This window comes from Kribbella sp. VKM Ac-2569 (assembly GCF_004216905.1).
Classification (GTDB): Bacteria; Actinomycetota; Actinomycetes; order Propionibacteriales; family Kribbellaceae; genus Kribbella.
The window spans coordinates 2511162-2534319 of sequence record NZ_SGXJ01000001.1 but is presented as its reverse complement, the minus strand read 5'-3'; the positions used below and the strand labels follow the sequence as shown (position 1 = coordinate 2534319).

The window sequence follows — 23158 nt, the reverse complement described above, 5'->3', positions numbered from 1 at the left end:
GTGGGTTAGAACCCCATACCGCCAGCTGTGGTTGTGGTCGTACGGCCACATCTCGGAATGTTGCCGTACGACCACAAACCTTGCGAATCAGCTGAGCGGACGGAATCTCCGTAGGCGCAGGCTGTTCGACACCACAAACACTGAGCTGAAGGCCATCGCGGCGCCCGCGAGCATGGGGTTCAGTAACCCGGCCGCGGCCAGCGGAAGGGCGGCTACGTTGTAGGCGAAGGCCCAGAACAGGTTGCCCTTGATCGTGCGGAGCGTGCTGCGGGAGAGCCGGATGGCGTCCGCAGCCGCGCGCAGATCGCCGCGCACCAGGGTCAGGTCGCTCGCCTCGATCGCCACATCGGTGCCCGTGCCCATGCTCAGACCGAGATCGGCCTGAGCGAGGGCGGCCGCGTCGTTGACGCCGTCACCGACCATCGCGACCACGCGACCCTCGTCCTGCAGCTTCTTCACCGCGTCGACCTTGCCGGCCGGCAGAACCTCGGCGATCACCTCGTCGATCCCGACCTCACCGGCCACCTTCATTGCTACCGCTTCGTTGTCACCAGTCAGCAGCACCGGCCGCAGTCCAAGCGCCTTGAGGTCCTTGATCGCCTGCACAGACGTCGGTTTGACGGTGTCCGCGACGACCAGCACAGCCCGTGCCTGCCCGTCCCAACCGACCGCGACCGCCGTACTGCCCTCAGCCTCGGCGTGCTCCTTCGCATGCGCGAGCTCCTCCGGCAGGTACTGGCTCCACTCCTCCAGCAACCGCGTCCGCCCGACGAGCACCGCGTGCCCATCGACAATCCCCTGCACACCAAGGCCTTCGACGTTCCCGAAGTCTTCGACCTCCGGCAGCTTCCCCGCCTCCAGAGCGGCCCGTGCCACGGCCTGCGCGATTGGGTGCTCGCTCGAGTGCTCGAGCGCCCCAGCCAACCGCAGTACCTCGGCCCGATCCTGATCCGGAGCCAGCAGTACGTCGACCAGCTCCATCCGGCCCGTGGTGACAGTTCCCGTCTTGTCCAGTACGACGGTGTCGACCCGCCGCGTGGACTCGAGCACCTCCGGACCCTTGATCAAGATGCCCAGCTGCGCGCCCCGACCCGTCCCGACCATCAACGCGGTCGGCGTGGCCAGACCCAACGCACACGGGCAGGCGATGATCAGTACGGCGACCGCGGCCGTGAACGCGACCTCCAACGGCGAACCGTTGCCCAGCCAGAAACCTAGCGTCGCTAGCGCCAGCCCGATCACGATCGGCACGAAGATCCCGGACACCCTGTCGGCCAGCCGCTGTACGGCGGCCTTCCCGTTCTGGGCGTCCTCGACCAGCCGCGCCATCTGCGCCAGCTGCGTGTCCGAACCGACCCGAGTCGCCCGCACCACCAGCCGGCCACCGGCGTTGACCGTCGCGCCAACTACCGCGTCACCCTCGCCGACCTCGACCGGCACGGACTCGCCGGTCAGCATCGACGCGTCGACCGCGCTGCTGCCGGTGACGACCACGCCGTCGGTGGCGATCTTCTCGCCCGGCCGGACGACGAACTCGTCACCCACGACGAGTTGGTCGGCCGGGATCCGGGTCTCGGTCCCGTTCCGCAGGACGGCGACGTCCTTCGCGCCGAGTTCGAGCAGGGCCCGCAACGCGGCCCCCGAGCGGCGCTTCGCCCGCGCCTCGAAGTACCGGCCGGCCAGGATGAACGTCGTGACACCGGCCGCGACCTCGAGGTAGATCTCCTCCGCCCCATTCCCGCGGGACGGGATCAACGTGAACGGCATCTTCATCCCGGGCTCGCCCGCCGAGCCGAGGAACAGCGCGTACAGCGACCACAGGAACGCGCTCACCACGCCAAGCGAGATCAGCGTGTCCATGGTGGCGGCGCCGTGGCGCAGGTTGGTCCAGGCGGCCTTGTGGAACGGCCAGGCCGCCCACGTCACCACCGGGAACGCCAGCGTCAGCGACGCCCATTGCCACGACTCGAACTGCAGCGCCGGGATCATCCCGAAGGCGATCACCGGGACCGCGAGCGCGATGCTCGCGATCAGCCGCTCCCGCAGGGGTTTCAGTTCGTCCGGTTCGTCGGCCGAGGCTTCGACGGCCGGCGTCGGCAGGCTCGCGGTGTACCCGGTCTTCTCGACCGTGGCGACCAGGTCGTCGGTGGAGATGCCGTCCGGGTACGTCACCTTCGCCTTCTCGGTGGCGTAGTTGACGGTCGCGGTGACACCGTCCATCCGGTTCAGCTTCTTCTCCACCCGGGCGGCGCACGAGGCGCACGTCATACCACCGATGATGAGTTCGACGGACTGACCGGGCTCGGTGCTGGTCATGATGATGTGCCTCCTCTCAGTGGCCGTGGGGCGTTTCGGCGTGCCCAGGGGTCTTGCTTGCAGTCGGTACGGCGGTTGGCGGGACGATCGCGGTCCCGGTGGAGCCCACCTTCACGGTGAACTCGGCGGTGTGGACCTTGCCCGCGTGCTGGAAGTCCAGGAACAGGCTGTACGTGCCGGCAGTCGGGAAGGTCGTGGCGAACGTGATCCCCGGTCCGCCCTTCATCCCCGCCGTCGCTTCCTGCGCCGGATGGGTGTGGAGGTAGGCGAGGTCTCCGCCGCGCAACGAGACCAGGTGCCCGAAGGCGCCCAGGTACGGCTGCAGATCCTTGACGGGCTTGCCGCCCCGGCTGATCGTGAACGTCAGCTCGGACTCGTTACCGGCGACCGGGGTGCCCTGCAGCGTCACGTCGTACCCGTCGAAGCTGTAGATGCTCGCCGGCTCGGCGACCGGGACCGGGACGTATAGACCGGTGACGTTCACATCCGTGCCGAGGGTGATCGTGCTGTCGTGGCCGGCCGGCTTGAAGTCGGCGTACAGCCGCCAGGTTCCGCCGGCGGTGAACGTGAACGGGATGCTCCACGTCCCGTCCGCCGCCAGCGTGGGGTGCACGTGGTGGAACCCGGACAGGTCCCGGCGTACCACGATCAGGTGCAGGTCCTTCTCGTGGGTCTTCGTGTACTTCGTGACCGGCTTGCCGTCCGGTCCTTGGATCGTGAAGCGCAACTCGGTCTGCGTACCGCTGGTGAAGGACGTCTTCGCCGGCGCGAACGTGTAGCCCGCGTCCGACACCGCCAGTCCGGGCAGTTGCCCGGCCGACTCGTGTCCACCGTGTTCCGAGGTGCCTGCAGTCTGCTCCATGCCACCCATCTCCTCTCCGTGGGCCGGTGCCGCGGAGGTGTCGTCGGCCGCCGCGATCGGATCGATCGCGGAGCCGATGCCGTACGCCGCCCCGAAGGCCAGCACCACCGCACCGGCGAACGCGCCGAGCCGGAGCGCGACGGCCCGGCTCACGACGCTGCCAGTTCGTAGCCCGCCTCGTCGACGGCGTCGCGTACGGCGGCCGCGTCGAGAGCGGACTCACTCGTCACGTGCACCGCGGAGGTGCCGCCCGCGACGAGGTCGATCTTCACGTCCTGGACACCGACAAGCTTGCTGAGCTCCTCGGTGACAGCCGAAGTGCAGTGGCCGCAGGTCATACCGGAGACGGAGTAGGTCGTAGTGGTGCTCATATCAAGGCTCCTTGCTCGAAATGGGGTGATTGTTGGAGATGTGGTTCAGCTGGACGAAGGTGGTTCAGCTTCGGACGAGGCGGGCGATGGCGTCGGAGGCCTCGCGGACCTTCTCGTCGGCCTCGGGGCCACCCTTCTGCGCGGCCTCGACCACGCAGTGCGAGAGGTGCTCGTCGAGCAGCTCCAGCGAGAACGACTGCAACGCCTTCGTGGCCGCCGACACCTGGGTCAGGATGTCGATGCAGTACTTGTCCTCCTCGACCATCCGCTGCAGACCGCGAACCTGCCCCTCGATCCGCCGCAACCGCTTCAGATGACTGCTCTTCTCAGCGGTGTATCCGTGCACATGTCCCTCATCGGTGGTCATCTCGCGCCCTCTTCTCGCCTCAGCTACCCCTCCGGGGTATCTCCACGCCCAAGAAGTTACCCCCTACGGGTATAGAACGCAAGTCCTCCGCCAATACCGGCCAGGGGTATCTGAAGGGGCTTGGACAGGGGCTGGTGGGGTGGCGCAGGTTATTGCCTGTGCAGTGGCGCCGGTTGGGGTGCACTGGGCCGGTTGCGGGGCTTGGGTGCGGGGGGTGAACAAACCTGTCACGCTGTGCGTCTGCTCAACGACGAGAGGGGTGGGGATGTCCGACGTGGCCATCAGTACGCGCGGGTTGCGCAAGACGTACCGGACCCGGCGGGGGCGCAAGGTGGTGGCGGTGCAGGGGCTGGATCTGGAGGTTCCGTCCGGTGGGGTGCATGGGTTCCTCGGGCCGAACGGGTCGGGGAAGACCACGTCGATCCGGATGCTGCTCGGGCTGGTGCGCGCCGACGCGGGAACGATGACGGTGTTCGGACGGCCGGTGCCGGCGCAGTTGCCGGAGGTGGTCGGGCGGATCGGCGCGATCGTCGAGTCGCCGAAGTTCTTCCCGGCGTTCACCGGGCAGAAGAACCTGGAGTTGCTCGCCGAGGCGATCGGCGCCCCGCGCGCCCGGGTCGGTGAGGTGCTGGAGCGGACCTCACTCGGCGAACGGGGCAAGGACCGGTTCCGGGCCTACTCGCTGGGCATGAAGCAGCGGCTGGCGATCGCGGCCACGCTGCTCAAGGAGCCCGACCTGCTGATCTTCGACGAGCCGACCAACGGCCTCGACCCGGCCGGTATCCGGGAGATCCGCGAGACCATGCGCGCACTCGGTGAGCAGGGCAAGACGGTCCTCGTCAGCAGCCACATCCTGGCCGAGGTCGAGCAGGTAGCCGACACCGTGTCGATCATCGGTCACGGCCGCCTGCTCGCGTCCGGCACGGTCGCGGAGGTGATCGGCGGCGGTACGGCGCCGACCGTCAAGGTGGCCGTCAACAACCACGAGGCCGCGACCCGCATCCTGACCGCCGCCGGTATGACGGTTCGTGCGGACGGCAACTATCTGCTCGTCGAAGGCGCGCCGGATCCTGCCGACGTGACACGGCGCCTCGCCCACCAGGAGCTGTATGTGTCCGAGCTGGCCCCGGTCCGCGCCGACCTCGAGTCGGTCTTCCTCGAGCTCACCGAAGGCGAGGGGCTGTGATGATCCGCCTGACCAAGGTCGAGCTCCGCCGGCTGATGGCGCGCCGTTTGACGGCGGTCGGTCTCGCAGGCCTGTTCCTGATCACGATCCTGTTGCTGGTCGCCACCTGGTTCGACTCCCAGCCGTTGTCCGCCGCCGAGGAGCGGCAGGCCCAGCAGCAGTACGAGATGGCGCACAAGGACTGGGTCGAGCACGCGGAAGAGATGCGCACGCAATGCGAGGCGGACTGGAAGACGCAGCCCAACCCGAAACCGAAGCTCGAGGAGATGTGCTCGTACTCCGAGCCCAAGCCGGGGGACTTCGGCAAGCCGCCGACCGTGTTCGCCCAGATCATGCCGGACCTGCTGCACGGTTCGTCGTACTTCCTGGCGTTCGCGGCGTTCCTGATCGGCGCCAGTTTCCTCGGCGCCGAGTTCAGTTCCGGTGCAATCGGCAACTGGTTGACGTTCGAGCCGCGTCGGCTCCGGGTCTACGGCAGCAAGCTGCTCGCGGCCGCGACAGGGTTCGTGCCGATCGCCGCGGTAGTACTGGCCGTCATACTGATCGGCACCTTCCTCATCGTCGACAGGCTGGGTGACACCGCGAGTACGACGGGGAAGGTCTGGGGTGACCTGTCCGCGATCGGCGGTCGCGCCGTAGTGACGACCGCACTGGCGGCCGCGCTCGGCAGCGTCGTCGGCCTACTGCTCCGGCACACCGCTGCCGCGATCGGTGTCGTGATGGCGTACCTGGTCCTCGCCGAGGGCGTGTTCGCCGCGTTCCTGGAGAAAGCTCAGCCATGGTTGGTGAAACTCAACTTCGACGCCTTCGTCAGGCACGACGCGCAGTACTACGTGACGGAATGCAAGTCCGGTAGTGACGGCAGCTACGCCTGCGACTACGTGCAGAAAACGCTTTCGTTCGAGCACGGCGCCTGGTACCTGGCGATCTTCACCGTGGTCGTGGTCCTGCTCGGCGGCTGGGTCTTCCACCGCCGCGACGTCAACTAGCGGAGCGCCGCCGCCGTCGCCATACTGCGCCGATCAACGCGATCCCGAGCGTGGCAACGGCGGCGGCCGCACCGATCGCCAGCCCGCGGCGGAGCCCCGGCGGCACGAACGTGCAGTCCACCCGGTCCGCCGTACCGGTCAGCGGGACAGCGATCAGGCCGCCGAAGTTCCGCGGGGTCTGCGGCTTGCCGCCGGCGACCTTGCAGGTCCAGCCGTCGATCTTCGGTACGCCGACCACCGCCCAGCCCTTGCTACCCGCGGGCAGCGTCGCGTGGAGGGAATGACCGCTCGTCTCCACGTCCGTCGCCCCACTCGCCCGCAGCTTCTTGACCGCGCTGCGCAAGGCTTGCTGGTCGAGGCAGCCGAGGGCGTTCCGCGGCGGAATGCCCTGCGGAGCGTCGCCGAAGTTGACCTCGACCAGCACAACCCCGCTCGCCGGCACGGTGCCGAGCCCGATCATCGCGCTGCTGGTGTTGATCCCGGGCCGGCGCGTCGAGCTCAGCTCGTGCCACTCGCCGTCGGCCAGCCGGGCGCGGCCGCCGACCCGCGGCATGAACAGGTACGCCGAGCTACCCGGCTTGCAGGCCGCGACCAGTTTGACGTCACCGGTCGCGAACCGGGTGCCCTTGTACTCCGGGACGTCGTACACCTTGGTCCCGAGCAAGCGCTCCTGGGCGGCGTACGCGTTCGGCGCGTTGATATCGAAAGGGACCGCCTCATCGAGCCGGCGCCGTACTGTGACCAGCGGTGGAACCGTTGCTCGGGTGATCTTCGGGTTGCCGTCGACGAGGTGCATCCGGGCGCCCACCGAGAAGATCGTGTCGGTCACCGGGTTGTCGAGCGTGCGCGCCGCGCGACCGTACCCGGACCAGCCGAAGCCGAGCGATGTCATCATCTCGTTCAGCGAGTGCGGCAACAGGCTGCTGTACAGGCCGGCGCCCTGTCCGCCGAGCAGAATCGGGTCGTTCGGCGTGACGGAGGTCCCCGGGTCGGTCCGGTACTCCGGCCAGCCGTCGGCCTCCCGCAGCGCGTCGTACCGCGTGGTCTGCTTGTCGTCCCACGGGGCATTCGAGGTGCTGAGAACCTTCGAGCGCTGCTCGTCGGTAATGACTGCGGTCCAAGTGGTCTCCGCTGCCACGACCACCAGCAGTACGGCGAACGCAGCGGCGACCGGCCACTTCACCCGGCGTGTCCTCGGGAACCGGCGCAACGTCCAGATGGTGCCGAACGCAACCAAGGTCACCGCACCGGACGCGATCAGCACCTCCATCCAGTGCTCGGTCAGCAGCGGACTGCCGTCGGACAGTACGGCGATCAGCGCCAGCAGGACCGCACCGCCCAGCAGGGCGATCGGCCCGGGCAGCTTGTGGGCGACCGAGATCCACGCGACCACGACGAGCACACCGCAGAGCACGAACGCCTCGCGGTACTGGCTGCCGTTGGGGGTGTCGAACGCGTGCCAGAACTCCTGCGTCGGCGCCCAGCGGAACGACAGCGCCATCAGGGCGGTCGTGATCACCCAGACCGCTTTCGGCCGCCAGGGGACGAACTTGTTGAACGGCATCGTCAGCGCGAGCAGGAGGGCGATCGTTCCGACGTACAGGCTGGCGGTCCGGCCGACGCCCTCGGACAGCGGCAGCAGCCTGGAGAGGAACAGGTCCATCGCCGAGGCGTGGAAGATCCCGGACGGGGACGGCGTTGCGGCGCGGTTGGTGGTGACGATCGGTAGCAGGATGGGCGCGACCAAGGCGATGCCGAGCACGAACGAGACGCCGTGCCGGACGACCGACCGGAGGCGCAGCGCCCAGCTCAGGTCGCTGCTGAGCAGCCGGGCGAGCAGGTAGATCCCACCCGCGATCGTTGCCATGTAGGCGGTGTAGAAGTTGGACAGCCAGAAGACGGCGACCACCAGCACACTCAGCACCCGGTTGGTCCGGCGTAGTGACCACTCGGCGACCAGGAAGAACATCGGCAGGGCGATCAGGCCGTCCAGCCACATCGGCACGTAGGCTCCGTCGTCGAGTGCCCAGCCGCAGACGCCGTACGACACGCCCAAGGTTGCTGCAACCCAACGGGGGCCGGGATGCATCTTGAGAAGTACGGCGGCCATCGCGGCCGCGGCCAGGCTCAGCTTGAGCGTGGTGACGACGTAGACGGCGAGGTCGATCTGGTCGCGGGGGAACAGACCCACCAGCAGGGACAATGGGCTGCCGAGATCGACCCCGACGTCCGCGAGGAAGCCGACGCCGAAGGCGCTCTGCCAGTTGAACAGCAGGTCGCCCTGGGCCTGGCCGTGCAGGACGTCCCAGAGATGGGCGAAGAAGGGGATGTACTGAGTGCCAAGATCGTTGGTACTGCGGGACAGCGAACCGAAGGGAAAGGTACCGCGGATGATTCCGGAGGCGGCGAACACAGCCGCCACCACGACAGCAGCGACGGCAGCCGGCAGTAGTGCCGAGCGCCGTCGCACAGGCCTTCCGTCAGCGCCTCCCTCAGCGCCTCCTTCGGCACTGTCCTCGGAAACCATTGGCCGCCCCTTCGTTCCGCTCACCCGGTCGCCAAAGCTAGCGGGTAGTTCTGGTCTGGACAAGAATCGCATCATGGTCGACGTACGGGGCGGATGGGGACAGCGATGCGGTTGAGTCTGGTGGTGCCGTGTTACAACGAGGTCGAGGTGATCTCGCGGTTCCATCAGGCGCTCAGCCACGAGCTCGAGGAGACCGGGCGGCCGTACGAGATCGTGTACGTCGACGACGGTAGTGCTGATGGGACGCTCGAGGCCCTGGTCGAGTTGGCAGCGACCGACGAATCGGTCCGGTATCTGTCGTTCAGCCGGAACTTCGGCAAGGAATCCGCGATGCTGGCCGGCCTGCGGTACGCGACCGGCGACGCCGTGGTGATCATGGACGCGGACCTGCAGCACCCGCCGGAGCTGATCGGCCGGATGCTGCAGGAGTACGAGCGCGGGTTCGACCAGGTGATCGCGCGCCGCAACCGGACCGGGGACCCGGGGACCCGGACGCTGTTCGCGCGGGCGTACTACTGGCTGATCAACAAATGGGCCGACGTCGAGCTGATGGACGGGGTCGGCGACTTCCGGCTGCTGTCGCGGCGCGCGGTCGACGGGCTGCTCGAGCTGAACGAGTACAACCGGTTCTCGAAGGGGCTGTTCGCCTGGATCGGGTTCGAGTCGCTCCTGTTCGAGTACGACAACGTGAAACCGCCGGTGGACCGGAAGAGCCGGTGGACGTTCCGGCGGCTGCTGGAGTACGGGCTGGACGGGCTGCTGTCCTTCAACAACAAGCCGCTGCGGATGGCCATCTACGTCGGCCTGCTGCTGACCGCGGTGGCCGCCGGGTACGCCGTCTGGGTGATCGTGGCCGCGATCGTGCACGGGGTCGAGATGCCCGGGTACGTCACGCTGATCGCCGCGATCACCGGGCTCGGCGGACTGCAGATGGTGATGCTCGGCGTCATCGGCGAGTACATCGGCCGGATCTACTACGAGACCAAGAAACGCCCGCACTACCTGCTCAAGCAGACCAACATGGACCCCGCGGACCGGATGGAAAAGCGACCGGCCCCAGGTGGAGGAACCACCCGGGGCCGGTAACAGCGACTGCTGAGGATCAGGCGGTGAGCCGCTCCTCGGTGGACGTCGAGAACAGGTGCAGCTTGTCCGGGACGGCCGCCAGGCGGACGGTCGAACCCTTCTCGACCGTCATCCGGGCGTCGATCCGGGCCACGATCTGCTGGTGCTCGCCGTTGTGCTCGGACGTGCCGTACAGGTACGCGTCCGCGCCGAGCTCCTCGACCACGGCGACCTTCACCGGCAGGCCCTCGTCGGCGACCTTGAAGGCCTCCGGGCGAACGCCCACGGTCAGGGTCTTGTCGCTGCCGGCCTTGGCCAGCAGGCTGCGCTGCAGCGGGATCACGTAGTCGCCGACCTTGGCTCCGGTCTCGGTGATGTCCGCCTCGAGCAGGTTCATTGCCGGCGAACCGATGAAGCCGGCGACGAACTTGTTCTTCGGGCCGTCGTACAGGTTCAGCGGGGTGTCGACCTGCTGGAGCAGACCGTCCTTGAGGACCGCGACCCGGTCGCCCATTGTCATGGCCTCGACCTGGTCGTGGGTGACGTAGACGGTCGTGACACCGAGGCGCTGCTGCAGCTCGGCGATCTGGGTGCGGGTCTGGACACGCAGCTTGGCGTCGAGGTTCGACAGCGGCTCGTCCATCAGGAAGACCTGCGGGTTACGGACGATGGCGCGGCCCATCGCGACGCGCTGGCGCTGACCACCGGACAGTGCCTTCGGCTTGCGGTCCAGGTACTCCTCCAGGCCGAGCAGCTTGGCGGCCTCGCCGACGCGCTTCGCCCGGTCCTCCTTGGAGACACCCTGCATCTTCAGCGCGAAGCCCATGTTGTCCGCGACCGACATGTGCGGGTACAGCGCGTAGTTCTGGAACACCATCGCGATGTCCCGCTCCTTCGGCGGACGGTGCGTGACGTCGCGGTCGCCGATGTAGATGGAACCCTCGTTGACCTCTTCGAGGCCGGCGAGCATCCGGAGCGAGGTGGACTTGCCGCAACCCGACGGGCCGACGAGCACCATGAACTCGCCGTCCTCGATCTCGAGGTTGAGCTTGTCGACGGCGGGGGTGTCACCACCGGGGTAGATCCGGGTTGCCGCCTTGAACGACACAGTAGCCATGACTGATCTTTCCCTTCACCGGCAGGAACGTGCCGGACGATCCGAGTAAAGGTTCCCCCCGAGCGGGGGAGTCCGCCTATCCTCGCCCGGCACTGCTCGTCCTGACAAGGTGTACGGCGTGTGACGTGTCCGTTCTGTTCACGTTGTGGACACCCGTGCGCAGTCTGCAAGTTCTTGCAGGATCTTGCTGAAAAGTCAGCGGTGCCTCGGTACAGTGCCGGGCGTGAGCAGCAGAGCACGGCTGGCGGACATCGCGGCCAAGGCGGGGGTCAGTGAGGCGACGGTCTCGCGGGTGCTGAACGGGAAGCCGGGGGTCGCCGAGGACACGAAACAGTCGGTGCTGACTGCCCTCGACGTACTCGGGTTCGAACGGCCGTCGCGGTTGCGGCGCCGGTCCGCGGGGTTGATCGGGCTGGTGATGCCGGAGCTGATCAACCCGATCTTCCCGGCGTTCGCGCAGGTGATCGAGTCGGCGTTGTCGCAGCGCGGATTCACCCCGGTGCTGTGTACGCAGTCGCCGTCCGGCGCGACCGAGGAGGAGTACGTCGAGATGCTGCTCGAGCGCGGCGTCTCCGGGATCATCTTCGTCTCCGGCCTGCACGCGGACACCGGCGCGGACCACGAGCGCTACCAGGCGCTGGTCGAGCGCCGGCTGCCGGTGGTTTTCGTGAACGGATGGCTGCCGTCTGTCGAGGCGCCGTTCGTGTCGTCGGACGAGTACGCCGCGATGGAGCAGGCCGTCACTCATCTGGTAGCCCTCGGGCACCGACGGATCGGTTTCGCGTCCGGGCCCGAGCGGTTCATCGTCGTCCAGCGGAAGCTGGCCGGGTACCGGACCTCGATGAAGGCGCAGCTCGGACTGTCCGACGTGGACCTCGATCCGATGGTTGCCTTGAGCATGTTCGGTGTCGAGGGCGGCGAGGCGGCCGGCCGGCAGTTGCTGGAGGCCGAGGTCACCGGGGTCGTCTGCGGCTCGGACATGATGGCGCTCGGCGTCATCCGCGCTGCTCGTCAGCGAGGGCTCTCGGTTCCCGGTGACTTCTCGGTGGTCGGGTACGACGACGCGCCGATGATGGAGTTCACCGACCCGCCGATGACGACGATCCGCCAGCCCGTACATGCGATGGGCCTGGCCGCGGTCCAGTCCCTCCTCGAAGAGGTACGCGGTCACGCCACCCCGCACACCGAGTTCCTGTTCCGCCCGGAACTCGTCGTACGTGGCTCGACCGGCCCGGTCAGAACGAACACCTGAGGGTTGGCTCCGGCTCGGCTCGACCCCTGCCGGAGGAGCCGAGCCGGAGGTCGGGTCAGCGAGCGGTGTGGAACGCTGCGCCGGGGAGTGCGCTGAATCCGTTGGCCCAGAGCTGGTTGACCTTGGAGCGTTCGGTCGAGTCCGGGTACGCGTTCGTGCAGGACGGGCCGGGCCCGCCGCCGGACATCAGCTCGGAGCACGGGCCGGAGTAGTGGTCGGGCAGGCCGAGGACGTGACCGGTCTCGTGCGCGACGATCCGGGTCTTGTCGTACTGCTCCGACTGGGCGTAGTCGATGAAGATGTAGCCGCTCCCGTGCCCGTCGGTCGACGCGTACGAGCCACGCGAGTCGTTGCCCTCGGTGTAGTAGAAGTCGTAGCTGCTGCCCTCGACGAGCTTCACGTTGCTGACCGACGAGTTCCAGATCTGCGTGCTGGACGAGATCTGGGACGCGAACGTCGGTGCGTCGACGGCGTACGTGACGGTGACCGCGGTGACCTTCTGGCCGGCCTTGGCCTGCTTGGCCATCTTGGCGCGGGCGGACTTCATCACGGCGTCGTAGAACGCCTTCGTGGCGGCCTCGTCCTGCGGCGAGCCGACGTACCCCGCGCGGGTGGCGGCGGTGGAGACGGGCGAGTCGACGGCGGGCGCGGCAGTCGAGGGGGACGCTGCCAGCGCGGGTACGGCCAGCGCGGCGGCGGCGAGCCCCGCGAGGCTGGAGAGGATACGGCGATGCGACATGGAGGGCCTCACTCCGAATCGGTGGCGGATAGCGACGGGCGGATTACCGATCGCCACCATCGGATGCTCCCAAGACTCCCGATCTTCCGCATCGCTTCCCGCAAAACCCTCGGGTTAACCCGCGAATCCCGCGGCCCGTTCTATGCCGGACATAGCGACCGGGTTATGGGTTCAGCGGTCGTGCGCCGCGAGGAACGTCCGCAGATCATCGGCGATCCGGTCGGGGTACTCGCCGTTGACCGCGTGCGACGCGTCCGGATAGAGCACGATGGTCTCCGTCCGGAGCGCGCGTTCCGCCGTACTGCGGGCCTTCGCCGGATCGTGCATCACCGAGCGCCCGGCGATGATCGCGAGGACCGGCATCGGCAGCGCGGCCAGCTGTGACTCGGTGATGCGGTGCGGAGGTGGCTGCTTGATCGTGTAGTTCTTCATGCCGGCCTCGATCATGTCGGCGACCGGGACGTGCTCCACCGGGGCGCCGCCTGCGGTGTAGGAGTTGAAGCTGTCCCGCCAGGACCGCGGCAGCCACTTGATCGTGGCCGAGATCGACCGAACGACGGTCTTCAGCGGCAGGCCGTCGTACACGAAGGGCGCGTCCAAGGTGGTGACCGTGGCAATCCGGTCCGGCCGGCGTACGGCTAGATTCATCGCGCTCCAGCCGCCGATCGAGAGTCCGAGCAGGTTGAACCGCTGCTCCGGTAGAGCCGCCAGGGTCTGGTCGAGCCAGGCCGCCTTGTCCTCGTCGGAGGTGATCGGTTTGCTCTGGATGCTCATCCCGGGCTCGCCGAGCAGGTCGATCGCATAGACGTCGGTGATCGCGAGCAACGACTTCAGGTTGTCGGCCCAGACCGGCGTTCCGGACGAGGTGCCGGGCAGTAGTACGAGTGGATGCAGGCCGCCCTGGGCGCCGGCGTACTGGTAGACGCGGACGACGCCGTAGTCCGTCTGGATGTCGTGGGCCGCGGTCGGGGTGGGCAGGTCCTGCATCGCGGCGTCGTACTTGGAGCGGTAGTTCTCGTAGCCGGCCGTGCTGTTCCAGCGACCGAGATTGTCGGGCATCGAACTCTCCTAACCGATTGGTAGGTGATCTAACCATACGGTAGGTTGAGGGCATGCCTTCAGCGCGTGGCCGGAACCTGACGTTCACCGAGGAGGCTCGCCGGGCGCAGTTGGTCGACGTCACGATCGAGCTGGTTGCTGAGCGTGGGTACGCCGCGGCGTCACTCGGGCGGATCGCGGAGAGTGCCGGGATCACGAAGGCGGGAGTGCTGTATCACTTCCCGTCGAAGCAGGCGCTGGTCGAGGCCGCGCACGAGCACGTCCTGTCCGGGGTGGTGGCGACGGTCGCCGCGGCCGTTGAAGCGGCGGGGCCGGCCAGCGGTCCGGCGGCGTACATCCGGTCGATGGTTGGGCACCTTCTGGAGCGGCCGCGGCATGTGCGGATGCTCATCGAGGCGATCACCTCGGGTGCGTCGCTGACCGACTCGAAGGAGCGGTGGTCGGTGGTCGCGGAGCTGGTGTCCGCGGCGCGCGTTGCCCGTGGGTTGACGGGTGAGGTGGATGCGCGGTCCGCTGCGTTGCTGATCGGTGGCGGCATCGACGCGATCGTGGCGGAGTCGCTCGCCGATCCGGCGTACGACGCCGCTGTGGCGGCCGAGCTCCTCGTCGAAGTGGTGGAGCGCGGCCTACTTTCCTAGCGCCTATGCCTCGCCGGGGATGCCTACGTTGAGGAGGCGGGCGCCGGGACCTCGGTCGGAGAGGCGGTCCTCCTTGTTGTAGAGGTTGCAGCGCTGGAGGCTGAGGCAGCCGCAGCCGATGCAGGAGTCGAGGTCGTCGCGGAGGCGTTCGAGCTCCTCGATGCGCTCGTCGAGGCGGCTGCGCCAGGTCTTCGACAGCTTGCTCCAGTCGGCGCGCGTCGGCGTACGGTCCTCAGGAAGCGAGTCCAGCGCCTGCTTGATCTCCGCGAGCGCGAGACCGACCCGCTGCGCCGCCTGCACGAACGCGATCCGCCGCAGCGTGCTGCGCTGGTACTGCCGCTGATTACCGGCCGTACGCCGGGACGCGATCAGGCCCTGGTCCTCGTAGAAGCGCAACGCCGAGGCCGCCACCCCGGACCGATGCGCGATCTCCCCGATCGAGAGCCAATGCTCCTTGCTGGGGACGTTCTCCTCACCCATACCCGCCACCCTAGAACCCCGTCCCAAAAACTCAACCATGCTTGAAGTGCGGGGAAAGACCAGTCGGGTGGGTGGTCTGGCGGTCGGGTGCAGGGTCGGGTGCGTGGTCGGGGGAACGGTCACGATCGGTTATACTTTTGGGGTGTCGGTGCGCGCGTCGCGTCACCAGAGATGTTCCAGGCGCTCCGACCCGTCGGTTTCGGCATCCGCTGAAAGTCCGGCGACATGGGTGCAACGCGATAGCACCCGCAGGTCGATGCCCGTCTCCTGCTGAGCACGTTGTTGTCCGGTCATGTTCGTGACCGGCGCTCCCGTGCGGCTGCGATCCGGCAATTCGTCCGTGAATCCGAGAGAGAGTTTGCGTGACCCAGCACCACCAGCACGACCCCGAGTCCGCCGACGGGCGGATCAAGAAGCCACGGCACAAGAAACACCAGAACCAGTCGTACGGTGAACGCCTCGCGGCGGACCCGACCTATGTCGCACCTCGTACGGACAGCACGCCGGTCAAGGGGTACCGCTCCGAGCAGGCGCGCTCCGACCGCGGCCAGCGCTCGACCGACCGTAACCGCGACGAGCGGAACGACCGGTCGTACAACCGCGACGACCGGCCCGCCGCGCGCAACAACCGCGACGACCGCGCCCGGGACAACCGCCCGAGCTACAACCGCGACGACCGTCCGCAGTACAACCGCGACGATCGTTCGTCGAACAACCGTGGCGACCGCCCGTCGTACAACCGCGACGACCGGTCGCGTTTCAACCGGGACGACCGCACGCAGGGCAATCGCGACGACCGTTCGTCGAACAACCGTGGCGACCGCCCGTCGTACAACCGCGACGAGCGTCCGTCCTACAACCGTGACGACCGGTCGCGTTTCAACCGGGACGACCGTCCGCAGGGCAACCGCGACGAGCGTCCGTCGTACAACCGGGACGACCGTTCGTCGTACCGGCGTGACGACCGTTCGCAGGGCGAGCGGACCGAGCGGCCGCGGTTCAACCGCGACGACCGGCCGCAGTACAACCGGGACGAGCGACCGCGGTTCAACCGCGACGAGCGTCCGCAGTACACCAATGACCGCCCGCGGTTCGAGCGGGACGACAAGAGTTTTCGGAGGGACGAACGGGTGAACAACCGGGACAACCGGCGGAGTGAGCAGGCGGAACAGCCGGTGGATCTCGGTACTGTTGCTGAAGACAACCAGTTTGCCGCGCTCGGCCTCGCGCCGCGGCTCGTGCAGCGGCTGGCCCGGGACGGCATCACCGCGCCGTTCCCGATCCAGGCCGCGACCATCCCGGACGCGCTGGCCGGCAAGGACGTGCTCGGCCGCGGTCAGACCGGCTCCGGCAAGACGCTCGGCTTCGGTCTCCCGACGCTGATGCGGTTGTCCGGCGGTCACACCGAGTCGCGCCGCCCGCGCGGCATGATCCTGGTGCCGACCCGTGAGCTCGCGATGCAGGTGCACGACGCCCTCGAGCCGCTCGCGCACGTGATGAACGTGTCGCTGAAGCTGATCGCCGGCGGTCTCCCGTACCCGAAGCAGATCGACGCGCTCCGTCGTGGCGTCGACCTGCTGATCGCGACTCCTGGCCGCCTGATCGACCTGTGCGAGCAGGGTGCGGCCGACCTCGGCGCCGTGGAGGTTGCGGTGCTGGACGAGGCCGACCACATGTGCGACATGGGCTTCATGCCGGCCGTCACCACGCTGCTCGACATGACGCCGCCGGAAGGTCAGCGCCTGCTGTTCTCGGCGACGCTGGACAACGACGTCGACAAGATCGTCCGTACCTACCTGAAGGACCCGGTGCAGCACTCGACCGAGTCGGGACAGGCCTCGGTCAGCACGATGGAGCACCACCTGCTGGTGATCGAGCCGGCGCACAAGCAGTCGCTGACGGCCGAGCTGGCCAGCCGGGACGGCCGGACCATCGTGTTCGTCCGCACCAAGCTGGGTGCCGACCGCATCGCGACGCAGCTGCGGGACCGTGGCGTGATGGCCGCGGCTCTGCACGGCGGCCTCACCCAGGGCATGCGGAACCGGACGCTGGACCAGTTCAAGGACGGTTCGGTTCCGGTGCTCGTGGCAACGGATGTCGCGGCTCGCGGCATTCACGTCGACGACGTCGGCCTGGTCGTCCAGGCTGACCCGCCGGCCGAGCACAAGGACTACCTGCACCGCGCCGGTCGTACGGCGCGTGCCGGTGGCAAGGGCGCCGTCGTCACCCTGCTTCTGCCGCACCAGCGCCGCGGGATGATCCGGATGGCCGAGTCCGCCGGCGTCAAGGCCGATCCGGTTCGGGCCCGTCCGGGCGACGAGCTGGTCACCGAGCTGACCGGCGGCACCAAGCCGTCCGGCTACCCGGTGAAGCTTCCGGCCCCGAAGCCGCAGCGCTTCAACAAGGGCGGTGGCAAGCGCTTCGGCAGCACCCGTCCGGGTCGCGGCCACGACAGCCGGGGCGGCAACGGCCCGCGTCGCAGTGGCAACGGCGGCCGTCGTACCGACGGAAAGTCCTACCAGCACTGAGTTGACAGGCCCTGATTCCCCTGCAAAACAAGGGGGATCAGGGCCTACTCATGTCAGGACAGCCCACAGTCGGGCGAGGACGGTCGCGATCTCGTCGGAGTCGAGCGGGATCAGCTCCAGCATCAGCTCGTTCTCGGCCATGCGGTCGGTCATCACGTAGATGGGTGGTGTGCCGGCTTCGAGTTCGGTGGCGACCCGTTTGGCGTCGCCGACCTTCAGCAGGACCCGCGACACCTGCAGGCCGGTCGGGTCCGGGACCACCTCGGCCGTGACGCCGGGGATCCGCGCGACCGCGGCGACGAACGCATCCACCTTGGCGAGCTCGTCCGCCTCCCACTTCACCCGGTCGAAGGCCTGCCACTCCTCGAGCGCCGCGAGGACGCCGACGATCGCCTCCTTCGTCGGCTTCATCACCCGCCCGATGCCCTTCTCCTGCGCCCGCAGCGCCTGCACCAGCGCCCAGCTCCCGGCCGCCATCCCAGCGGTCGGCGAGCCGAGGTACTTCTGCCCGCTCACCAGCACTAGATCCGCGCCGGTCGCGAGCAGGTCCGCGATCCGCGGGAACTGCGCCGCCCCGTCGATGATCGCCGGTACGCCGCGACGGTGCGCGGCCCGTATCGCGGCCACCAGGTCGATCGGCTCGCCCGCCGTCAACCGCGACGAGACCAGCATCAGGCAGGCGATGTCGGGCCCGTCGAGCTCGGCCTCCAGATCGGCGATCGTGCAACGGTCCTCGTCGCCGGCCAGGTCCACCTGTGCACCGGCCAGCCGGATGCCCTGCAGGTTGGAATGCCCGTAGTCGACCACGTGGCAGGCCGGCAGGACGACGCGGTTGTGCATGTCCGTTGCGTCCGGCAACGCCGCCGTACGTCGGGGGTCGCCGCCGGTCATGGTGGCCGCGACGGCGAGCGTGATTCCGGCCGCGGTGCAGTGCACGACGGCGCCCGCCTGGGCGCCGGTCACTTGTGCGATGGCTTCGCTGGCGCGGTCGCCGAGCTCGTCCATCACGAAGAACTCAGGCAGTGCCTGTGCGACGGCCGCCGCCACCCCGTCGGAGCTCCTCGACACCCCCAGCGGGGTGTACGTCCCCTTGGCGTTGATCACCACACTCAACCGATAACGATCGTGGATGCTCATGGTGTTGCTGAGCGTAGTGGTGACGGACTGCAATTGGCGAGAGTCTGAGAGCAGTCAAGATCTTGACCCGAAGCTACTCGTGAGTCATTCTCACTTTTACCGACCTGAGGAGGGAACCGTGCCCCGCCCCGCACCCCGAACCCGCCTTCGTACGACGCTCGCCGTGGCAGCTGTCACCGCTGTCCTTGCGGCCCTGCCCGCGCCGACCCAAGCGGCACCGCAAGCGGCGTCGCAAGCCGTTGCCGCGAGCCCCGGCGACTATTGCCTGGAGCAATGTCGCGACATCCTGCCGCCGGGTCAGAACGGTAACGCGACGTTCACGGATCTCCTTGCTTTCAAGGCGTTAGGGGTTCGGCCGGCCCACTTCAGCGACACGGTGAAGCCGTACCAGGATCTGGTCTGGAACTCGCAGGGCATCACCGACGCCGGCCTCGCGCCGTACTACGACGACTCGTCGTTCGGGGTGAAACCGGATGACGTGGCAAGTACCGTCAAGCCGCGCAGCGATGTCACGATCGTCCGGGACAAGTCGCGAGGTCTCCCGCACATCACCGGCACCACGCGGTTGGGCACGATGTTCGGCGCCGGGTACGCCGGCGCGCAGGACCGGCTGTTCGTGATGGACGTGTTCCGGCATCTCGGGCGTGGTCAGTTGACCCCCTTCGCGGGTGGTGCGGCGGCCAACCGCGAGTTCGAGCGGGAGTTCTGGCGGACCGCGCCGTACACCGAGGCCGATCTGCAGCGACAGTTCGACGACGCGGACGAGTTGTACGGCGCCGACGGCGTGAAGATGCAGCAGGACATCCAGGCCTGGGTCGACGGTGTGAACCACTACATCGACACGGTCGGCATCGCGTACCCCGGTGAGTACGTCGCCCTCGGTCTCGACTGGCCGACGCCGCACTGGAAGGTGACCGACGTGGTCGCCACCGCGGCCGTGGTCGCGGGCATCTTCGGCACCGGCGGCGGCGCCGAGGTCACGTCCGCGCTCGCGCTCCTCGAGGCGCAGGCGAAGTACGGCGTCGCCCAGGGCACCAAGGTGTGGGAGTCGTTCCGTTCCCAGAACGACCCGGAAGCAAGTACGACGGTGCACAACGGCGCGACCTTCCCGTACGGCACCACCGTGCCGAACCCGGCCGGCCGCGCGCTGCCGGACCGCGGCTCGGTCACCCCGGAGCCCGAGGTGATCGACCAGACGGCCAACAAGACGGCGATCGCGAAGCCGGCGCCGAAGGGCGCGGAAAGCCTGCGCGGACTCTTCGACGGCGGACTCTTTCCGGAAGGTTTCGGAAAGAAGGGCATGTCGAATGCCTTGCTGGTTTCCGGCGCGCACACCCAGTCGGGCAACCCGATCGCCGTCTACGGCCCGCAGACCGGGTACTTCGCCCCGCAACTGCTGCTCCGCCAGGAACTGCAGGGTCCCGGGGTCAGCTCGCGCGGGATCGCGTTCGCCGGCCTGAACTTCTACACGTTGATCGGCCGCGGCCCGGACTACTCGTGGAGCGCCACGTCCGCGGGGCAGGACATCACCGACACGTTCGCCGTACCGCTGTGTGAGCCGAACGGCGGGACGCCGACCAAGACCTCGCAGTACTACGTTTTCCGCGGCCAGTGCGTGCCGATCGAGCGGCTCGAACGGCACAACGCGTGGTACTCCAGCCTCGGCTCGTCGGAGCCCGCCGGGTCGTACACATTGGTTGCCCTGCGCACCAAGTACGGCATCGTCACGCACCGCGGAACGGTCGGCGGAAAGCCGGTGCTGTTCACGAAGAACCGGTCGACGTACGGCAACGAGGCGGGCTCGGCGCTCGGGTTCATGCAGTTCAACGACCCCGACAAGATCCACTCGGCCGCCGACTTCCAGAAGGCCGCGACGAACATCGGGTACACGTTCAACTGGTTCTACACCGACAAGAACTCGATCGCGTACTTCAACTCCGGCGACAACCCGGTCCGCGCGGCCGATGCCGACCCGAACCTGCCGACCTGGAGCTCGTACGAGTGGCAGGGCTGGAACCCGGCCACGAACCGTGCGACCTACACACCGCCGGCCCAGCATCCGCAGGTGGTGAACCAGGACTACCTGACGAGCTGGAACAACAAGCAGGCGCCTGGGTTCTCTGCTTCGGACGGGCAGTGGGGCTACAACGCGGTCTACCGGAGTCAGCCGCTCGACGACCGGATCAAGGCGGTCATCGACAACGGCCAGAAGTTCACCCGCGGGAAGCTGGTCGAGGCGATGGAGGACGCGGCCACGGTCGACCTCCGCGGCGACCAGGTCCTGCCCTATCTCCTGAGAGTCCTCAAGTCAGCACCGATCACCGATCCGGCCGTCGCGGACGCGGTAGCCAAGCTGAGCGCGTGGGAACAGGCCGGCGCCCATCGGAAGTCGCCGAACGCGTCCTCGAAGACGTACGACAACGCCGACGCGATCAGAATCCTCGACGCCTGGTGGCCGCTGCTCGTCCCGGCCGAGTTCAAGGACCTCGGCCCCGACCTGTACGGCGCCCTGGTCGCGAACCTGAAGATCGACGAGCGGCCGAGCGCGCAGGGATCCGCGTTCCAGAGCGGCTGGTGGGGCTTCGTCCAGCGGGATCTCCGGAAGGTGCTCGGCGACCCGGTGCAGGCGTCCCAGCCGGTGACGTACTGCGGTGGCGGCGCGCTGGCCGCGTGCCGGTCGGTCCTCACCGAGACTTTGCTCGCGGCAACCAAGGTGCCGGCGTCGACGACGTACCCGGCGAGCGCGGACTGCGCGGCGGGCGACCAGTTCTGCGCCGACCAGATCGCGCACAACCCGATGGGCGGCATCACCCAGGACCGGATCGCGTGGGTGAACCGGCCGACGTACCAGCAGGTGGTCGAGTTCCCGGCGAAGCGGGGTGACGACGTCAGCAACCTGGCGGCCGGGAAGACGGCGACCGCTAGCAGCTACGAGAAGGGCTGGTACAACTCCCCACCGGCACAGGCGGTCGACGGGAAGTTGGACACCCGGTGGGCGAGTGACTGGTCCGATCCGCAGTGGTTGAAGGTTGACCTCGGCAACGAGCAGACGGTCAGCCGGGTGGTGCTGCGATGGGAGGCGGCGTACGCGAAGAGCTACCGCGTGGAGGTGTCGCGGGACGGGTCGACCTGGCAGCAGGTGTACGCGACGACGGCCGGTGACGGCGGGGTGGATGTGGTGCGGTTCGGCGCCGTACCGGCCCGGTATGTGCGGGTGACGGGGACGCAGCGTGCGACGTCGTACGGGTATTCACTGTACGAGCTGCAAGTCTTCAGATGTTGACGTCCTCCCCCACCTGAAGGCGGGGGATTCCAGCTACGCGACCGCTGGGGGTGCGTGTTGAGGTTCACGCTTCTCAGAGACCAGTACTGCGGTCTCTCGGCGTGCGTCCACGGCCCGTCCGGCCGCGGAGATGCGTTCGATGTTGATGGCCGCGTTCACGTCCGCGTTGGCCTTGTGCCGGCAGGCGACGCATCGGAACACCGCTTGGTTCTCGCGGTTCTCCGATGCGACGTGCCCACAGGCACTGCAGGTCTGCGACGTGTACGCAGGATTGACCTTCTCGACCCGGCCCGGTGCCTTCTGCTCCAAACGCTGAACGAGCAGGCCCCAACCCTGGGCGAGAATGCCCCGGTTGAGTCCTGCCTTCCGCCGGACGTTGCGGCCCGGCGCTTCGATGGTGCCTCGCGCCGACTTCGTCATGTTGCGGATACGCAGGTCCTCAAGCGCAATGATGTCGAACCGCCGGGCCAGGTCGGTGGTCGTGTGCTCGACCCAGTTCTTCCGCCGGTCGCTCTCGCGTGCCTTGAACCGCGCGATCGCGGCCCTGATCTTTCCGCGCCGGTTACTGCCCCGCTTGGCTCTGGCGAGCTTGCGTTGCAGATGCTTGAAACGCTGCTGCTCCCGACCCGACGGGCTGGGGCAGGACAGCAGTTCCCCGGTCGACAGCGCGGCGGACACGGTGACTCCACGATCCACACCCACCACGTCGCCGTTTCCGGGTGCCTGGATGGGTTCGGGGATGACCGCGAACGCGAGGTGCCAACGCCCGGCCCGGTCCCGCGTGACGCGGTACGACTTCGCGTCCGGCAGCTTCCGCGACAGCCGGAGTTTCACCCAGCCGACCTTCGGGACCAGCACTCGGCCCCACTTCCGGTTGAGCTTCTCGACCCGCTGCGCCGCAGCCCCGACGATCCGGAAACCCTCATGCACACCTTCGCGGCGCCAGGTTGGGCGGCCGTGAGGTCCTGCGTAGAAGTTCCGCCACGCCTGGTCGAGGTTCCGCAGCGCCTGCTGCTGCACGGTCTGCGACCCGGCTTTCAGCCACGGCTCGGCCGCGCGAGCGTCGGTGAGTTGCTCACACTGCGCCGCGTACCCAGGGGCCGCGGGGCGGCCCGGCCGCCACATCAGCCGTTGCTCCAGCCCCAGATTCCACATATACCGCGCATGCCGGCAGTGCTCCACCAACCCAGACACCTGGGCTAGGGTCGGCGCGAGACGGTAGCGGGACACGATATATACCCC

At 68.1% G+C, this 23158-nt stretch carries 18 protein-coding genes; 7 read left to right on the top strand and 11 right to left on the bottom strand.

The window, feature by feature from the left end:
* Window positions 1-87: 87 nt before the first annotated feature.
* From EV649_RS12000 to EV649_RS11985, 4 genes are all read right to left on the bottom strand, one after another.
* Complete coding sequence (locus tag EV649_RS12000) at window positions 88-2316, bottom strand: heavy metal translocating P-type ATPase (RefSeq protein WP_130383276.1); 2229 nt, start codon at window positions 2314-2316, stop codon at window positions 88-90.
* 16 nt (window positions 2317-2332) lie between these two features.
* Window positions 2333-3331, bottom strand: coding sequence for a hypothetical protein (locus tag EV649_RS11995; protein WP_130383275.1), 999 nt, complete (start codon window positions 3329-3331; stop codon window positions 2333-2335).
* On the bottom strand, window positions 3328-3549 hold the full coding sequence (locus EV649_RS11990) for a heavy-metal-associated domain-containing protein (protein ID WP_130383274.1): 222 nt from the start codon (window positions 3547-3549) through the stop codon (window positions 3328-3330). Before EV649_RS11990 ends, EV649_RS11995 begins: the two co-directional genes overlap by 4 nt.
* Before the next feature lie 64 nt (window positions 3550-3613).
* Entirely contained in the window at window positions 3614-3895 is a 282-nt protein-coding gene (locus tag EV649_RS11985; protein ID WP_130383668.1) for a metal-sensitive transcriptional regulator, read from the bottom strand.
* 286 nt (window positions 3896-4181) lie between these two features.
* Between EV649_RS11985 and EV649_RS11980 the strand changes: the two genes are divergently transcribed.
* Window positions 4182-5102, top strand: a complete 921-nt coding sequence (locus EV649_RS11980; protein ID WP_130383273.1) for an ATP-binding cassette domain-containing protein — start codon at window positions 4182-4184, stop codon at window positions 5100-5102.
* Complete coding sequence (locus EV649_RS11975; RefSeq protein WP_130383272.1) at window positions 5102-6091, top strand: ABC transporter permease subunit; 990 nt, start codon at window positions 5102-5104, stop codon at window positions 6089-6091. The genes EV649_RS11980 and EV649_RS11975 overlap by 1 nt, the downstream gene beginning before the upstream one ends.
* Here EV649_RS11975 and EV649_RS11970 read toward each other — a convergent pair.
* Window positions 6084-8561: a YfhO family protein gene (locus tag EV649_RS11970; RefSeq protein WP_198682408.1), complete on the bottom strand. Its 2478-nt coding sequence runs from the start codon at window positions 8559-8561 to the stop codon at window positions 6084-6086. The two genes, EV649_RS11975 and EV649_RS11970, sit on opposite strands and share 8 nt — an antisense overlap.
* A gap of 162 nt (window positions 8562-8723) precedes the next feature.
* On the opposite strand from EV649_RS11970, the gene EV649_RS11965 reads away from it, so the two are divergent.
* Window positions 8724-9704, top strand: a complete 981-nt coding sequence (locus EV649_RS11965) for a glycosyltransferase family 2 protein (RefSeq protein WP_130383270.1) — start codon at window positions 8724-8726, stop codon at window positions 9702-9704.
* Window positions 9705-9720: 16 nt separating this feature from the next.
* Here EV649_RS11965 and ugpC read toward each other — a convergent pair whose 3' ends face one another.
* Window positions 9721-10800, bottom strand: coding sequence for a sn-glycerol-3-phosphate ABC transporter ATP-binding protein UgpC (gene ugpC / locus EV649_RS11960; RefSeq protein ID WP_130383269.1), 1080 nt, complete (start codon window positions 10798-10800; stop codon window positions 9721-9723).
* A 223-nt stretch (window positions 10801-11023) separates the two neighbouring features.
* Here ugpC and EV649_RS11955 point away from each other — a divergent pair, with 223 nt between their 5' ends.
* Window positions 11024-12052: a LacI family DNA-binding transcriptional regulator gene (locus EV649_RS11955; RefSeq protein ID WP_130383268.1), complete on the top strand. Its 1029-nt coding sequence runs from the start codon at window positions 11024-11026 to the stop codon at window positions 12050-12052.
* A gap of 55 nt (window positions 12053-12107) precedes the next feature.
* Here the strand turns inward: EV649_RS11955 and snpA are convergent, their stop codons facing one another.
* Window positions 12108-12791: a snapalysin gene (gene snpA, locus EV649_RS11950; protein WP_130383267.1), complete on the bottom strand. Its 684-nt coding sequence runs from the start codon at window positions 12789-12791 to the stop codon at window positions 12108-12110.
* Between the two features lie 171 nt (window positions 12792-12962).
* Window positions 12963-13850 carry an alpha/beta hydrolase gene (locus tag EV649_RS11945; RefSeq protein ID WP_130383266.1) on the bottom strand — a complete coding sequence of 296 codons (888 nt, stop codon included), beginning with the start codon at window positions 13848-13850 and terminating at the stop codon, window positions 12963-12965.
* 53 nt (window positions 13851-13903) lie between these two features.
* On the opposite strand from EV649_RS11945, the gene EV649_RS11940 reads away from it, so the two are divergent.
* Entirely contained in the window at window positions 13904-14488 is a 585-nt protein-coding gene (locus EV649_RS11940) for a TetR/AcrR family transcriptional regulator (RefSeq protein ID WP_130383265.1), read from the top strand.
* Between the two features lie 3 nt (window positions 14489-14491).
* Here EV649_RS11940 and soxR read toward each other — a convergent pair whose 3' ends face one another.
* Entirely contained in the window at window positions 14492-14968 is a 477-nt protein-coding gene (gene soxR / locus EV649_RS11935) for a redox-sensitive transcriptional activator SoxR (protein WP_130383264.1), read from the bottom strand.
* 362 nt (window positions 14969-15330) lie between these two features.
* On the opposite strand from soxR, the gene EV649_RS11930 reads away from it, so the two are divergent.
* Entirely contained in the window at window positions 15331-17496 is a 2166-nt protein-coding gene (locus EV649_RS11930) for a DEAD/DEAH box helicase (RefSeq protein WP_130383263.1), read from the top strand.
* A gap of 48 nt (window positions 17497-17544) precedes the next feature.
* Here the strand turns inward: EV649_RS11930 and EV649_RS11925 are convergent, their stop codons facing one another.
* A complete protein-coding gene (locus tag EV649_RS11925) occupies window positions 17545-18633 on the bottom strand; it encodes an aminotransferase class V-fold PLP-dependent enzyme (RefSeq protein WP_130383262.1) in 1089 nt (362 codons plus the stop codon).
* A gap of 118 nt (window positions 18634-18751) precedes the next feature.
* On the opposite strand from EV649_RS11925, the gene EV649_RS11920 reads away from it, so the two are divergent.
* Window positions 18752-21916 (top strand): penicillin acylase family protein, encoded by a 3165-nt coding sequence (locus EV649_RS11920; RefSeq protein ID WP_241997994.1) that lies wholly within the window; start codon window positions 18752-18754, stop codon window positions 21914-21916.
* 33 nt (window positions 21917-21949) lie between these two features.
* On the opposite strand, the gene EV649_RS11915 is transcribed toward EV649_RS11920, so the two are convergent.
* A complete protein-coding gene (locus tag EV649_RS11915) occupies window positions 21950-23146 on the bottom strand; it encodes an RNA-guided endonuclease TnpB family protein (protein WP_130383260.1) in 1197 nt (398 codons plus the stop codon).
* Between the last annotated feature and the right edge of the window lie 12 nt (window positions 23147-23158).

What these genes read in the sequence shown, in the direction of transcription:
- EV649_RS12000 (WP_130383276.1), bottom strand. Translation starts at nt 2,316, where the DNA reads ATGACCAGCACCGAGCCCGGTCAGTCCGTCGAACTCATCATCGGTGGT.
- EV649_RS11990 (WP_130383274.1), bottom strand. Translation starts at nt 3,549, where the DNA reads ATGAGCACCACTACGACCTACTCCGTCTCCGGTATGACCTGCGGCCAC.
- EV649_RS11980 (WP_130383273.1), top strand. Translation starts at nt 4,182, where the DNA reads ATGTCCGACGTGGCCATCAGTACGCGCGGGTTGCGCAAGACGTACCGG.
- EV649_RS11975 (WP_130383272.1), top strand. Translation starts at nt 5,102, where the DNA reads ATGATCCGCCTGACCAAGGTCGAGCTCCGCCGGCTGATGGCGCGCCGT.
- EV649_RS11965 (WP_130383270.1), top strand. Translation starts at nt 8,724, where the DNA reads ATGCGGTTGAGTCTGGTGGTGCCGTGTTACAACGAGGTCGAGGTGATC.
- ugpC (WP_130383269.1), bottom strand. Translation starts at nt 10,800, where the DNA reads ATGGCTACTGTGTCGTTCAAGGCGGCAACCCGGATCTACCCCGGTGGT.
- snpA (WP_130383267.1), bottom strand. Translation starts at nt 12,791, where the DNA reads ATGTCGCATCGCCGTATCCTCTCCAGCCTCGCGGGGCTCGCCGCCGCC.
- EV649_RS11945 (WP_130383266.1), bottom strand. Translation starts at nt 13,850, where the DNA reads ATGCCCGACAATCTCGGTCGCTGGAACAGCACGGCCGGCTACGAGAAC.
- EV649_RS11940 (WP_130383265.1), top strand. Translation starts at nt 13,904, where the DNA reads ATGCCTTCAGCGCGTGGCCGGAACCTGACGTTCACCGAGGAGGCTCGC.
- soxR (WP_130383264.1), bottom strand. Translation starts at nt 14,968, where the DNA reads ATGGGTGAGGAGAACGTCCCCAGCAAGGAGCATTGGCTCTCGATCGGG.
- EV649_RS11925 (WP_130383262.1), bottom strand. Translation starts at nt 18,633, where the DNA reads ATGAGCATCCACGATCGTTATCGGTTGAGTGTGGTGATCAACGCCAAG.